At 64.6% G+C, this 13,333-nt stretch carries 13 protein-coding genes; 5 read left to right on the top strand and 8 right to left on the bottom strand.

The window, feature by feature from the left end; genetic code table 11:
- Positions 1-113 precede the first annotated feature (113 nt).
- Positions 114-1,142 (bottom strand): amino acid ABC transporter substrate-binding protein, encoded by a 1,029-nt coding sequence (locus tag A5892_RS03710; RefSeq protein WP_064121656.1) that lies wholly within the window; start codon positions 1,140-1,142, stop codon positions 114-116.
- 824 nt (positions 1,143-1,966) lie between these two features.
- Here A5892_RS03710 and A5892_RS03705 point away from each other — a divergent pair.
- Entirely contained in the window at positions 1,967-3,022 is a 1,056-nt protein-coding gene (locus tag A5892_RS03705; protein WP_082890251.1) for an isopenicillin N synthase family dioxygenase, read from the top strand.
- Positions 3,023-3,064: 42 nt separating this feature from the next.
- On the opposite strand, the gene A5892_RS03700 is transcribed toward A5892_RS03705, so the two are convergent.
- Together A5892_RS03700 and hemE are read right to left on the bottom strand one after the other, a co-directional pair.
- Positions 3,065-3,499 (bottom strand): thiol-disulfide oxidoreductase DCC family protein, encoded by a 435-nt coding sequence (locus tag A5892_RS03700; protein WP_064121654.1) that lies wholly within the window; start codon positions 3,497-3,499, stop codon positions 3,065-3,067.
- A 7-nt stretch (positions 3,500-3,506) separates the two neighbouring features.
- Positions 3,507-4,568 carry a uroporphyrinogen decarboxylase gene (gene hemE, locus A5892_RS03695; protein WP_064121653.1) on the bottom strand — a complete coding sequence of 354 codons (1,062 nt, stop codon included), beginning with the start codon at positions 4,566-4,568 and terminating at the stop codon, positions 3,507-3,509.
- A gap of 301 nt (positions 4,569-4,869) precedes the next feature.
- On the opposite strand from hemE, the gene ribA reads away from it, so the two are divergent.
- Positions 4,870-5,550 carry a GTP cyclohydrolase II gene (ribA, locus tag A5892_RS03690; RefSeq protein WP_082890249.1) on the top strand — a complete coding sequence of 227 codons (681 nt, stop codon included), beginning with the start codon at positions 4,870-4,872 and terminating at the stop codon, positions 5,548-5,550.
- A gap of 47 nt (positions 5,551-5,597) precedes the next feature.
- A complete protein-coding gene (trhA, locus tag A5892_RS03685; RefSeq protein WP_064121652.1) occupies positions 5,598-6,278 on the top strand; it encodes a PAQR family membrane homeostasis protein TrhA in 681 nt (226 codons plus the stop codon).
- 50 nt (positions 6,279-6,328) lie between these two features.
- Here the strand turns inward: trhA and A5892_RS03680 are convergent, their stop codons facing one another.
- Entirely contained in the window at positions 6,329-7,783 is a 1,455-nt protein-coding gene (locus A5892_RS03680; protein WP_064121651.1) for a glyceraldehyde-3-phosphate dehydrogenase, read from the bottom strand.
- A gap of 196 nt (positions 7,784-7,979) precedes the next feature.
- Positions 7,980-8,219: a hypothetical protein gene (locus tag A5892_RS03675; RefSeq protein WP_064121650.1), complete on the bottom strand. Its 240-nt coding sequence runs from the start codon at positions 8,217-8,219 to the stop codon at positions 7,980-7,982.
- A 131-nt stretch (positions 8,220-8,350) separates the two neighbouring features.
- Here A5892_RS03675 and A5892_RS03670 point away from each other — a divergent pair, with 131 nt between their 5' ends.
- Positions 8,351-9,031: a glutathione S-transferase family protein gene (locus A5892_RS03670; protein WP_064121649.1), complete on the top strand. Its 681-nt coding sequence runs from the start codon at positions 8,351-8,353 to the stop codon at positions 9,029-9,031.
- 16 nt (positions 9,032-9,047) lie between these two features.
- On the opposite strand, the gene A5892_RS03665 is transcribed toward A5892_RS03670, so the two are convergent.
- Positions 9,048-10,196, bottom strand: a complete 1,149-nt coding sequence (locus A5892_RS03665; protein ID WP_064121648.1) for a calcium:proton antiporter — start codon at positions 10,194-10,196, stop codon at positions 9,048-9,050.
- Between the two features lie 192 nt (positions 10,197-10,388).
- Between A5892_RS03665 and puuR the strand changes: the two genes are divergently transcribed.
- On the top strand, positions 10,389-10,952 hold the full coding sequence (gene puuR, locus A5892_RS03660; RefSeq protein ID WP_027350095.1) for an HTH-type transcriptional regulator PuuR: 564 nt from the start codon (positions 10,389-10,391) through the stop codon (positions 10,950-10,952).
- A gap of 51 nt (positions 10,953-11,003) precedes the next feature.
- Here the strand turns inward: puuR and A5892_RS03655 are convergent, their stop codons facing one another.
- Both A5892_RS03655 and puuD read right to left on the bottom strand, forming a co-directional pair.
- Positions 11,004-12,302 carry an NAD(P)/FAD-dependent oxidoreductase gene (locus tag A5892_RS03655; RefSeq protein ID WP_064121647.1) on the bottom strand — a complete coding sequence of 433 codons (1,299 nt, stop codon included), beginning with the start codon at positions 12,300-12,302 and terminating at the stop codon, positions 11,004-11,006.
- Positions 12,299-13,099, bottom strand: coding sequence for a gamma-glutamyl-gamma-aminobutyrate hydrolase (gene puuD, locus A5892_RS03650; protein WP_064121646.1), 801 nt, complete (start codon positions 13,097-13,099; stop codon positions 12,299-12,301). The genes A5892_RS03655 and puuD overlap by 4 nt, the downstream gene beginning before the upstream one ends.
- Positions 13,100-13,333 lie beyond the last annotated feature (234 nt).

Below are 13,333 nucleotides of genomic sequence, written 5' to 3'. Positions count from 1 at the left end.
GAATAACGTAAAGCTTCGATGAACCGCTGCCCTCGATACGGCGCCGGCCGACGCCTTGTCCCGAGGGAAGCGGCAGAAACCCGAGGGCGCCTGGCGCGGCGCCCATCGGGGGATCAGCGTACTGGCGGTGCGTACTGGATGCCGCCGGCATTCCACAGCGCATTGACGCCACGCGGAATATCCAACGGTGAGTCGGCGCCTACGGTGCGATCGTAGACCTCGGCATAGTTACCGACCGTCTTGATGATGTTGTAGGCCCAGTCGTTGGAGAGTCCGAGCTGCTCGCCGAAGTTGCCGTCCTGGCCGAGCAGGCGGGCGACGTCGGGGTTCGGCGGGTTGTCGCGCATCTCGTCGACGTTCTCGCTGGTCACGCCCAGCTCCTCGGCGTTGAGCATGGCGTAGAACGTCCAGCTCACCACCTTGCCCCAGTCCTCATCGCCGCGGCGAACCATCGGGCCCAGCGGCTCTTTGGAGATCCGCTCGGGGAGGATCACAGCGCTGTCCGGATCGTTGAGCTGCAGGCGCAGCGCCGCGAGCTGGGAGGAGTCGGAGGTAAGGACGTCGCAGCGGCCGCTGTCGAAGCCGGCGGCGGTCTGGCTCGACTCATCGAAACCGATCGCCTGGTACTGCATGCCCTGGCTGTCGAAGTAGTCGGCGAGGTTGAGCTCGGTGGTAGTGCCCGAAGCGACGCAGATGGTGGCGCCGTCCAGCTCGGTGGCATGCTCGACGCCCAGCTCCGACTTCACCATGAAGCCCTGGCCGTCGTAGAAGTTGACCCCGCCCGGGAAGGTGAGTCCCAGCGAGTTGTCGCGCGAGGAGGTCCAGGTGGTGTTACGCGAAAGCAGGTCGACTTCTCCGGACTGCAGTGCGGTGAAGCGCTCGCTGGCGGTCAGCGCGGAATAGACCACGCTTTCCGGGTCGCCGAAGATCGCGGCGGCAATCCCACGGCACAGCTCGACGTCGATCCCCTCCCATTGACCCTGGGCGTTGGGCGCGGAGAAGCCTGCCAGGCCATCGCTCACGCCGCAGCGCACGGAGCCCCGATTCTTGGTGTCGTCGAGGGTCGCGGCCTGGGCGCCGAAGCTGACCAGCGCGGCACCGAGACCGACACCGGCGAGGGGCAACAGGTGTTTGATACGCATAGGGTAACGTCTCCAATCGTTAGCATTTGTCGTTATCACGAGGCGTGCGCCGCGCTAGCCACGTACCGTCCGTTCCCCAAGGACGGTGGTCGCATTTGCCACAGTAACAATCTGTGTACTGCAAAGAACGTTCCAACTTTGCGCGTCGCCGCCTACGAAGTCGCCCCAACCGGGGCCTGGACACTATCCGATGCCTCAGCATTCCTCTCAAGGCGACCTTGGCAGCGCAGCTATGGTGCAGGCTGCGACCCGTTCGTCGCCCTCGAAACCCCTTCCCTCCTCTATGACATCTTTCATTTAACCTTTCGTTTCAGCCAGTTGCTAAAAGATTACGGGCGAATGACACCGATGCCCCAGCACGGTGCCGGGGGCGCGCACAAAACGTGCTTAATGCGCATTTAATGTTCCAATTTGGTGCAATGCGCCCATCTCCATGCCGGCGACGCATCGCCAGGGTATCGCCATAGTGAGAAAATCGTTTTGGATTCATACGTATAGAAACACTCGTTGATGAACGCATGAATCGAAAAACCTTTGGCACGCTTCCTGCTTTCTTTCCATGCGTGGCCCCCAACGGGCGCCACCATGGCGACGTCGATCGCCATCCCCAATCAAGAGAGTAGAAGCGGTCAGGGCTCCCGCCCGGGACATTGCTCTCCAAACACGCCTGTCAGGCTTTTTGGAGACGACCACCGCCATGCGCATTCCTTCCCCGTCCTCCCTCTTTCCACGGTGTGTCTGCGTTCGCACGCCGCGGGGGCGAACGGTGGCCTGCGGGATCGCCATGGCGAGGGCGAGCGCGAAAGCCTTCGAGCGGAGACCCCATGATGACCGAACACTACCCTCGCACTACCCCTGCCGCGTCCGCGAATTCCACCCCCGCTGCCTCACGCCTGGTCGAGCTCGACAAGGAGGCCCGCATGGGCGCACGGGGCGTGGAGAGCGACGCCACTGCGATCCCGCTGATAGACCTGAGCGATTTCGACGCGCGGCGGGAAGAGATCGCCGACGAGCTGTGGAATGCCGCCACCGAAGTCGGCTTCTTCCAACTCGACGGCCATGGCATTGCTCTTGAAGAGATCCGCGCCGCTTTCTCGGCGATGGAGGCATTCTTCTCCCTGCCCGAAGCGGTGAAGGCGCGGTATCCATTGCAGCGCGCGTTGAATGTCGGCTGGGAGAGCAAGGCGCAGGTGCGGCCCTCGACGCGCACGCCGGACCAGAAGGAGTCCTATCAGATCACCCGCCCGCACATGGAGGGGCTGTGGCCGAGCGAGGAAGAGCTCGCCGGCTTCCGTGCGGTGATGCTCGACTTCGAGCGCAAGAGCTGGCAGGTAGGCATGCGGGTACTCTCCTGCTTCGCCGACCGGCTGGGTTTTCCGCGGGAGTTCTTCACCGAGGCCCATGATCCCGCACGGCCGAGCTACCAGAGCACGCTGCGCTTGCTTCATTACTTCGCCCTCGATGCCGAACAGGCGAAGAACGCGAGCGTCTGGCGCGCCGGTGCCCATACCGACTTCGACTGCCTGACGCTTTTGTTCCAGCGCGAGGGCCAGGGCGGACTGCAAGTGTGCCCCGGGCGTGATCTCGATGAACCGGTGTGGACCAACGTAGAGCCCAGGGAGGGCGTGATCACCTGCAACATCGGCGACATGCTGATGCGCTGGAGCGACGACCGGCTCAAGTCCAACTTCCATCGGGTCAAGAGCCCCGCCACCGGCGGCCCGGTCGATGAGCGCTACAGCCTCGCCTTCTTCTGTCAGGCCAACCGCGACGCGGTGATCGAAGGTCCCGCGGGCAAGTATCCGCCGATGACCGCGCAGGACTATCTGCAGGGCCGGGTCAACGCCAACTTCGCCGCACTGGCCGACGGCGCTGGCTGAGCTGCTCCACCACCGCGCGGCCGGCCAGCACCGGTCGCGCGCTCACCGCTCGGCCAGCGACTCAGGCAGGCCAAGCGCGATGCAGTCGGCGACGCGCAGAGACTCGACACGCCGGGCGTCGATCGCTGCGCGATCGGCATCGGCGAGCCCGGGCTGGAAGCGGTGACGATTACGCGCGATCAAGCGATAGGTGCCATCGCGAAGCGGCGGTGGCACCCAGCGCAGCGCCACCAGCGCGCGCCATGGCCAGCGGAAGTGACGCGCCAGGCGCCATCCCGCATCGCTGTCGCGATGCAGCTGCCCGGCTTCGATCAGCCAGGAGCTGTCAAAAGAGGCGGGATCCTCGCCGAAATGCGCGCCCAGCCGCCGCGCCAGAGGAGAGTCGAGCACGAACAGCCCGGTCGCGTCACGAGCCTGCCAGTGCAGCAGGGTCGCAATCGAACGGCGGCAGAACGGACAGCCGCCGTCGTAGGCCACTAGCCGCTCAGGCGTGATAGGCAGGGCTGAGCTCGTGGAGCGCTGAAAGGAACACATCGACATTCTCCGGAGGAGTGAACTGCGAGATGCCGTGGCCCAGGTTGAAGACGTGCCCCGGGCCGTGGCCGAAGCTTGCAAGCGTACGCGCGACTTCGGCGCGGATCATCGAAGGCGCGCCGAACAGCACGCCCGGGTCGAGGTTGCCCTGCAGCGCGAGACGGTCGCCGACCCGGGCGCGCGCATCGCCAAGCTCAGTGGTCCAGTCGAGCCCAACCGCGTCGCAGCCGCTCTCCCCGATCCGCTCGAGCCATTGCCCACCGTGCTTGGTGAACAGGATCACCGGTACTTTGCGCCCCTGGTGCTCGCGAATCAGGCCATCGACGATACGGCGCATGTAATCGAGCGAGAAGGCCTGGTAGGCCGGCGTGCTGAGCACGCCTCCCCAGGTGTCGAAGATCTGTACCGCCTGCGCACCGGCGAGGATCTGGGCATTGAGATAGTCGGTGACCGCCGTGGCCAGCAGCGAAAGCAGCGCATGCAGCGCATGCGGATCGCCATACAGCATGCCCTTGATATAGCGAAACTCCTTGCTCGGCCCGCCCTCGACCATGTAGGTCGCAAGCGTCCAGGGGCTGCCGGAGAAGCCGATCAATGGCAGTCGATCATTGAGCTCGCGGCGGATCACTCGCACCGCCTCGATCACATAGTCGAGATCCCGCTCGATATGCGGCTTGGACAGCGCGGCAATCGCCGCGCGGTCACGTACCGGGTGGTGGAAACGCGGCCCTTCGCCGGCGACGAAGTGCAGCCCCAGCCCCATGGCATCAGGCACGGTGAGGATGTCGGAGAACAATATCGCAGCGTCGAGCGGATAGCGCGCGAGCGGCTGCAGGGTCACCTCGCAGGCCCGCGCAGGGTCCTTGCACAGCGCCATGAAGTCGCCCGCCTCCTCGCGCGTACGCCGGTACTCGGGCAGATAGCGTCCGGCTTGTCGCATCATCCACACCGGGGTGCGATCCACCGGCTGGCGCGCCAGGGCACGAAGGAAACGGTCGTTTTTCAAAGCCATTGCGAGTCTCTTCTCTGGGTGGCTCGAGCGATGGACATCGCCTTTCGAGATAGCGGGAGAATTGTAGCGAATCGAGCCGCGCCATGTATGTGAGACTCAAGGCATGCAAGACCGGGCATCGATGCCGGGGGTATTCGAACCTGCGCCGCGCGCGCTTGCGCTGCCGACTGATTCGATGGCTCGATCATGGTTATAGCCCGGCTGTATAAGACGCTGATGCCGGACGATGCTAAAGTAGCGGCCATTTCCTTTTACGTGCCCGGCGATACCCGATGACATCGCTGGCACCTGCGAGGCTCCCGTGACACTGCGGTATATTTCCAACTGCTTGCTCCCCACGTCGTTCGCCAACTTCACCATGCACGGGTTCGAAGATGAGGAGACCGGCAAGGAGCACATCGCCCTGACCCTCGGCGACGTCGCCGACGGCGAACCGGTACTCGGCCGGGTGCACTCCGAGTGCCTGACCGGCGATGCCCTGTTCTCGATGCGCTGCGACTGTGGCTACCAGCTGCAGGAGGCGCTCAAACGGATCGCCGAGGAGGGCCGCGGCGTGCTGCTCTACCTGCGCCAGGAGGGCCGCGGCATCGGCCTGATCAACAAGATCCGCGCCTATCACCTGCAGGATCAAGGCCTCGACACCGTCGAGGCCAACCAGCATCTCGGCTTCGCCCCGGACCTGCGCCGCTATGATCTCTGCATGCCGATGCTCGAACACCTCGGCATCCATTCGCTTCGGCTGATGACCAACAATCCGCGCAAGGTCGCTGCGCTGACCAATGCAGGCGTGATCATCACCGAACGCCAGCCTCTGACCACCGGGCTCAACGACTACAACGAGCACTATCTGGCGACCAAGGCGAGCAAGCTCGGCCACATGATGGCCTTGCGCGACTTCAGTCGTATCGATAGCGTAGAAGATCAGCACGACTTGACCTCCGCGACGCTACGCCTCGACGAAAACAGCACCCCGGAGCGCTGACCGACCTTTGCGTCGTGCCAATACTTGCTGCTGCGAGGATCACGACGATGCGCGAACCGATCGAACAGCTCGAAAGAGGGTTACTGCGCGGGCAGGCGCGGCTCGAGGAGTGGTTGAACAGTGCAAGCCACGGCATCGGCGCCGCGCTGAGCGTCGCCGGCATGGTGATACTGATCGTCCTCGCGAGCCTTGCCCTCGACCCTTGGAAAATCGTTGGCGTGAGCATCTACGGCACCAGCCTGACGCTGCTCTACCTGGTCTCGACGCTCTACCACGCGACCCGCCGTCCTCGCGCCCGCTACATTCTCCGGCAGCTCGACCACTGCGCGATCTTCCTGCTCATCGCCGGTACCTACACGCCTTTCCTGCTGGTCAACATGCGCGGTGCGACCGGCTGGACGATGTTCGCCATCGTCTGGTCGCTGGCCGCGGTCGGTATCTTCGCCAAGTTGGTCTGGCCGGAGCGCTTCCATCTGCTACGGGTACTGGTCTACCTGCTGATGGGATGGCTGATGTGCCTGTTCCCCGCTGAGATGGCGGCCAAGCTCTCCGCCACCGGTCGCTGGCTGCTGCTCGCCGGCGGCCTCACCTACACCGCCGGGGTGGTCTTCTACGCGCTCGACAGGATTCCCTTCAACCACGCGATCTGGCATCTGTTCGTGATCGGCGGCAGCGTCTGCCACTTCTTCGCCATCTACTTCGCGGTGCTGCCCTACGCCTATCCCTGAGCCACCTCTGCTCGTCCGTCGCGCCCGCTCGGGCGCGACGACGGCCAGGCTCAGGCTTCGGCGCGCGGCAGGTAGAGGAAGTGCACCCGCGACATCTTCTGCAGGATCCTCACCACCTGGCAGCTGTAGCCGAACTCGTTGTCGTACCAGACGTAGAGCACCGCGCTTCTATCCTCGGCGATCGTCGCCCGCGCATCGACCACCCCTGCATGGCGGTTGCCGACGAAGTCCGAGGAGACCACCTCCGAGGAGTCGACGTAGTCGATCTGCTTGTGCATCGACGAATAGAGCGCCATTCGGCGCAGGTAAGCGTTGAGCGATTGGCTATCGGTGGGACGTTCGAGCTGGAGATTGAGGATCGCCAGCGACACGTTGGGAGTAGGCACCCTGATCGCGTTGCCGGTGAGCTTGCCGGCCAGTACCGGCAGCGCCTTGGCCGCCGCCTTGGCCGCCCCGGTCTCGGTGATCACCATGTTGAGCGGCGCGCTGCGTCCGCGGCGGTCACCCTTGTGGTAGTTGTCGATCAGGTTCTGGTCGTTGGTGTAGGAGTGCACGGTCTCGACGTGACCGTGGATGATGCCGAACTCGTCGTTCATCGCCTTGAGCACCGGCACGATCGCGTTGGTGGTGCAGGAAGCGGCGGAGAGAATCCGGTCACCCTCCTCGATGGTCGCGTCGTTGACCCCGCAGACGATGTTCTTGAGGCTGCCCTTGCCCGGCGCGGTGAGCAGCACCCGTGCCACCCCCTTGGCCTCGAGATGCTGGGAGAGCCCCGCCTCGTCGCGCCACTTGCCGGTATTATCGACCACGATGGCCTGGTCGATACCGTAGGCGGTGTAGTCGATCTCGCGCGGTGAATCTGCATGGATCACCTGGATGTAGTGACCGTTGGCGATGATCGCGCTGCGTTCATGATCGACGACGATCGAGCCGGAGAAGGGGCCATGCACCGAGTCGCGGCGCAGCAGGCTCGCGCGCTTCTCGAGGTCGTCCTGGGCACCGCGAACCACGATCGCGCGAAGGCGCAGCAGATTGCCCCCTCCCGCCTTCTCGATCAGGATCCGCGCGAGGATGCGACCGATCCGCCCGAAACCATAGAGCACCACGTCCTGCGGCTCGCCGCCGTGACCGCCCGGCCGATGACCACCGACGATTTCAGCCAGCTGCTCGCGCAGGAAAGCGTCGACGTCGCTGCGTCCGGAGCGCTTGAACGCCACCGCGAGGCGGCCGAGATCGATGTGCGCCGGTGCCAGCTCGAGCTCGACCAGCGCGCGCACCAGCGGCATGGTGTCGCTCACCGATAGCTCAGTGCCTTCGGCCTTGAGCACGTAGCGATGGTTCTTGAGGATGCGGATCACCGAGCGGTTGATCAGCGAGCGGCCGAACAGCGAAGGAATGACGTTGTAGTGGCGATAGAGCCGGCCCAACAGCGGGATCATCTCCTCCGCCAGCGCTTCGCTTTCCTGCCATCGTTGGAAATGGGTATCGGACTGGATCTCACTCACCTGGGCTGACCTCTCGGGACGTACGGGCGGGGAATGCGACTCGAAACCACACACAGCGTCCCTCGGCCCACCAGGCATGGAAGCGCGGGCTGAGGCGTGCACTCGGATCGAGTTCGTCTCAGACTTTCGATTATCTTGGAATAGCGTGCTGGCCCGCAACCCGTTTTTGTCCCAAAAACCCAATAAAATCAAAAACTTATATTAGTAAAATAACCACGTGATCGACTCCGTCGCGCGAAGCTCCACCCAGGTAACGCCGCACCTCCATGGAAGCGGCTTCTTCGCCCAACGCGCTCGAAGCCCCGTGCCAGGCGACTCCTCCCTCGGCAATGAACGCGATCCGCCGGCATAGCGGCGCGATTTCATCGGGCTGGCGACTGACCAGCAGCACGCTGAGTTCGTAATCTTCCATCAGTATTTCGATCAGGCCGAGCATCTCGCGCCGCTGCGCAGGCCCAGGCACCCTATTGCGGTCGCTACATATCAGGAGTCGAGGCGGGCCGGTTTGACGCGCCCCAGGCGCTCACCGACACTCAAACTCAATTCACCTCGTGGAGGAGCGCCGCCATGCTGACCCTGCACCATCTCGACAACTCCCGGTCGCTGCGCATCCTCTGGCTGCTCGAGGAGCTCGGTCTCGACTATCGCCTGGTACGCCACCAGCGCGACCCCGGCACCATGCTCGCGCCTGCCGCACTGCGCGAGCTTCACCCCCTCGGCAAGGCGCCGCTGCTGATCGACGAGGATGACCGGGGCCGGCGTCGGGTGGTCATCGAGTCGGCGCTGATCATCGAGCATTTGCTCGACCGCCACGCCCCCGACAGCGAACTTCGTCCCGCCGCAGGCAGCGAGGCGCGGCGGCGCTATGCGTACTGGCTGCACTACGCCGAAGGGTCGCTGATGCCGCTGCTGCTGCTCAAGCTGGTGTTCGCCCGAGTCGAGCAGGGCTCGCCCGCGATGATTCGGCCGATCGCCCGCAAGCTGCGCGAAGGCGCCGACAGCGCCTTCACCCATCCCCAGCTGGCGCTTCATCTCGACTATCTCGAAGGCGAACTCGAACGCTTCGCCTGGTTCGCCGGTGACGACTTCAGCGCCGCCGACATCCAGATGGGCTTTCCGCTCGAAATCGCCGCCTCCCGCGGCGGGCTCGGCGAGGAGCGCACGGCGCTGAACGCCTTCCTCGAGCGCATCCGTGCCCGCCCCGCCTACCAGCGGGCAATGGAAAAAGGCGGCAAGGCAGTGGGCTGAAGGCTAAGAGCCCCGCTCACAGTCCGATCAGCGAGAGCATCACGAAGGTGGCGAACAGCACGAAGTGGGTCATGCCCTCGATCGCGTTGGTCTCGCCGTCGTTGAGGTTGATCGCGGCGACGATCAGGGTCAGCGCCATCATCACCGTCTGCACCGGGGTCAGCGCCATCACGATACGCTCGCCCTGGTAGAGCGATATCGCCTCGATCACCGGGATGGTGAGGATCACGGTGGAGAGCGAAGCCCCCAGCGCGATGTTGATCACCGACTGCATCCGGTTGGCGAGCGCGGCGCGAAGCGCGGTGAGGATCTCAGGGCTTGCCGAGATCATCGCGACCACGATGGCGACCAGCATCGGCGGCAGCACGAGCCCCGCGGACGCGGCGCCCAGGCTTTGCGACATCACCTCGGCGAGCGCCCCGGTCAAGGCAACGCCCGCGACCAGCACACCAATCGACCAGGGCGCGCTCTGCGCCTGCTCCTGCCCATCGGAAGACGCGCTGGCCGTCTCGGCGCCAGCGCCACCCAAGGCGGCGGCGCCCCCGCCGACGCTGACCTGCCGGCGGCGCTTCTCGGGGTAGCTATAGCTGAAGAAGTAGCTGTGCGGCCCGGTCTGCATCCGCAGGAACAGGCTGTAGAGCAGCGCCATAGCGCAGATGGTGAACCCGGAGTAAAGCGGCCAGCGCGCTTCGGGCAGGAACTCGGGCAGCAGCATCGAGATCCCCACTGCGGTGATGATCATCACCACGTAGACCTTGCTCGAGTCGTCGTTGTAGGGCTGCTCGCCATGCTTGAGTCCGCCGATCAAGGCAGCCAGGCCGACGATCCCGTTGGTATCGATCATCACTGCCGCGTAGATGGTGTCTCGAGCGAGCGTCGGCGAGTGCTCGTGGCTCATCACGATGACCAGGATGATCACCTCGACCAGCACCGCGGAGAGGGTCAGGATCATGGTGCCATAGGGATCGCCGACCTTCTCGGCGAGCACCTCGGCATGGTGGGCGACGCGTATCGCAGTGGCGACGATGGCCACGATCAGCACCACGGTCGTGGTGAGCGCGATCACCCTGCCAGCATCCAGCAGCATCGACTCGAAGCCGTAGGCGAGCAGTGCGATCAGCAGCGCGAGCGCCAGTAGCCACTCATCCTTGAGTCTTGCGAGCATTTCTTTCTCTCCGCAGAACAGCGTTACGAGCGCGAAGCATCGGACTCTCCGCTCCTTTTGCTGTAGCGAAGCTTAGCCTATTTTGCTCGAAGTTCTTCCCCTCAGCGTGTCGCTTCCAGACCATGGACGCTCGGGGCATTTACGCGCATCATGCAGCTCCAATTCACCCCAACTCCGAGGAACGTCGAGCGGATGAGTGGCGCAGCGTGGCTTGCGATCGGCACCCGGCTGGCGGAGATTCGCCAGCGCCATGGCCTGTCGCAGCGAAAGGTCGCCGAACTGGCGGGGCTGACCCACAGTGCGGTGAGCACCGTCGAACAGAACAAGGTTTCCCCCTCGGTCAGCACGCTGCATAAGCTGCTCGCCGTCTATGGATTATCGCTGGCCGACTTCTTCGCCGAGGAAGAGCGCGCCCGCGCCCGCCCGAAGGTAGTGATCGAACCCGAGGAGCGCCTCCAGCTGGGCAGCCAGGGCGTATCGCTCGAGCTGATCCATCGCCCCGATGGCGAAGGCAACCTCGGCATGCTGATCGAAAGCTACGAACCGGGCAGCTCCACCGGGGAGCAGCTCACCCACCCCGGCGAGGAGATCGGCACAGTGCTCGAAGGCGTGCTCGAGATCGTCACCGGCGGCGTCACCTATCGCCTCGAGCCCGGCCAGAGCTACGTGATCGACACCAGCGTACCGCACCGGTTCAGCAATCCGGGCGAGCGCACCTGCCGGCTGATCAGCGCGCATACCCCGCTCACGCTCTGATCGAACCAGCGGCACGTCGTCCCCGATGATGACATCGCAAGCGCTTATCGCTCAGATGCCCAACCGGTCGCGCAGCGAGTAGTAGGCCGCGCCCATCGCCGAGAGCGGCACGCTGAAGCGCCGCCCACCGGGCATCGGCAGGTGAGGGAGGCTGGCGAAGGCATCGAAGCGCTCGGCCTGGCCACGCACCGCTTCGGCGAACAGCCGTCCGGCCAGGTGGCTGGTGGTCACCCCGTGACCGCTGTAGCCCTGCATGTAGTAGAGGTTGGGGGCGAGCCGGCCGAACTGCGGCAGCCGGGAGAGGGTGAGCAGGAAGTTGCCGGTCCAGCGATAATCGATCTTCACCCCCTTGAGCTGGGGAAAGGTCTTGGCCAGCTTCGGCCGGATCAGCGCCTCGATATCGTCGGGATCACGCGCGCCATAGACCACCCCGCCGCCGTAGAGCAGCCGGTGATCGCGGGTCAGCCGGAAGTAGTCGAGCAGGTAGTTGCAGTCCTCGACGCAGTAGCCGTTGGGCAACAGCCCCTCGCGCTGCTCCACCGAGAGCGGCTCGGTGGCGACGACCTGGGTGCCGCAGGGCATGCTGCGAGCCTTGAGCCGGGGTTCGACGTCATTGAGATAGGCGTTGCCGGCGACCAGTACGAAGCGTGCCACCACTTCGCCCTTGGGCGTTTTGATCCGCGCGGGGTCGGTATGCTCGATCGACAGCGCCGGGGTGCCTTCATACAACCGCCCACCAAGCCCTCGGATCGCCTCGGCCTCGCCGAGGGCGAGGTTGAGCGGATGGACGTGACCGCCACTCATATCGAGCAGCCCACCGATGTAGCGCCGGCTCCCCACCTCCGCGGCGACCCGCTCGCGGTCGAGCAGCTCGAGCCGGTCGTTACCGTAGCGATTCCACAGCGCCTTTTGCTCCTCGAGCCCCTTGAGCTGGCGCTGGTTGAGCGCGGCGAAGATACCGCCCTCGCGCAGGTCGCAATCGATGGCGTAGCGCTGGATGCGCTCGCGAATGATCCCACCGCCCTCGAACATCATCGAACCGAGCATCCGCGCCGCGTCGACGCCGTACTGCCGCTCGATCACATCGATGTCGCGGCTGTAGGAGTTGACCAGCTGGCCGCCGTTGCGCCCACTGGCGCCGAAACCGATCCGCTGGGCTTCGAGCACCACCACATCGAACCCCGCTTCGGCGAGGAACAGCGCGCTCGAAAGCCCGGTGTAGCCGCCGCCGACCACGCAGACATCGCAGCTGATCGACTCCTCCAGCGCGGTGTAGGGCGCATGGGCGTTGGCACTGGCGGCGTAGTAGCTGGCAACGTGGCCGTTGGCGGGTTGGGAGAGTGCGTTCATCGAGGAGTGCTCCGTCGCTCGAGGTACGCGTCGCGATAGGCGCGCGCGTGCTGGATGAAAGTGTCGAACAACCGGCGTGAAAGCTCGTAGTCGCGGCTGTTCCACTCGGGATGCCATTGCACCCCGAGCGCGAAAGGATGGCTCGCCACCGAGATCGCCTCGACCAGCCCATCGCAGGCACGGCACTCGATGCGCACGCCTTCGCCGAGCCGCGCGACGCCCTGACCATGCAGTGAATTGACCCAGAAGCGTCGCGTCTCGGGGAACAGCTCAGAGCACAATCCCCCCGGGATGAGCTCGACATCGTGGGCGGGCGCGTAGCGCACCTCGAGCGCCTTGCCCTCGTCTTCTCGATGCTCCTGGAAGCCGCTCAGTTCGAACAGGCGCCGGTGCAGCGCACCGCCGGTACGCACCACCAGTTCCTGCATCCCACGGCAGATGCCGAACAGCGGCATTGCCGATGCCAGGGCAAGGTCGATCAAGGCGAAGGCGAGCCGGTCACGCCCGGGGTCGGCATGCGCCTCCGGCTGCGTGTCCTGGTCCGCCTCACCGCTGGCATAGTGGTACGGTTCGATATTGCTGGCGCTGCCCGGCAGCAGGATCCCATCGAGCACGGCCATCGCCGACGCAAGCGCTGCGGGCGAATCGGCAAGCCCCTGGGGCAGGATCAACGGCACACCGCCGGCGAGGCTCACCGCCTCGAGATACTTTTCCATCACCGTCTGGCTCGGTTGACCACCATGGAGGCCCCGATCAGCGACTACACCGATAATTGGCGCGGATGATATTTCTTCCATTTACACCACCCGTGTTCTTGTCTTGGCTGCGCCATAGAAGCCTTGATGGAAGCACAACCTATCGCTACCAGGCAAGACTTCCCGACAACCACGAATGGTTCTCGGCGCATCTCTCGCTAGCGTTTCACTGCGATCGAGAGCGGGGAAACACCGGCGGAGATGTAAGATATATGTTCCACCACCATGTCTCCCCTCCCTTGCTGCCACTTTCTTCACCAAGCTCGGAGCCAAGAA

The sequence above is a fragment of the Halotalea alkalilenta genome (genome assembly GCF_001648175.1).
Lineage (GTDB): Bacteria > Pseudomonadota > Gammaproteobacteria > Pseudomonadales > Halomonadaceae > Halotalea > Halotalea alkalilenta_A.
This window is presented reverse-complemented; position numbering and strand designations above follow the sequence as displayed.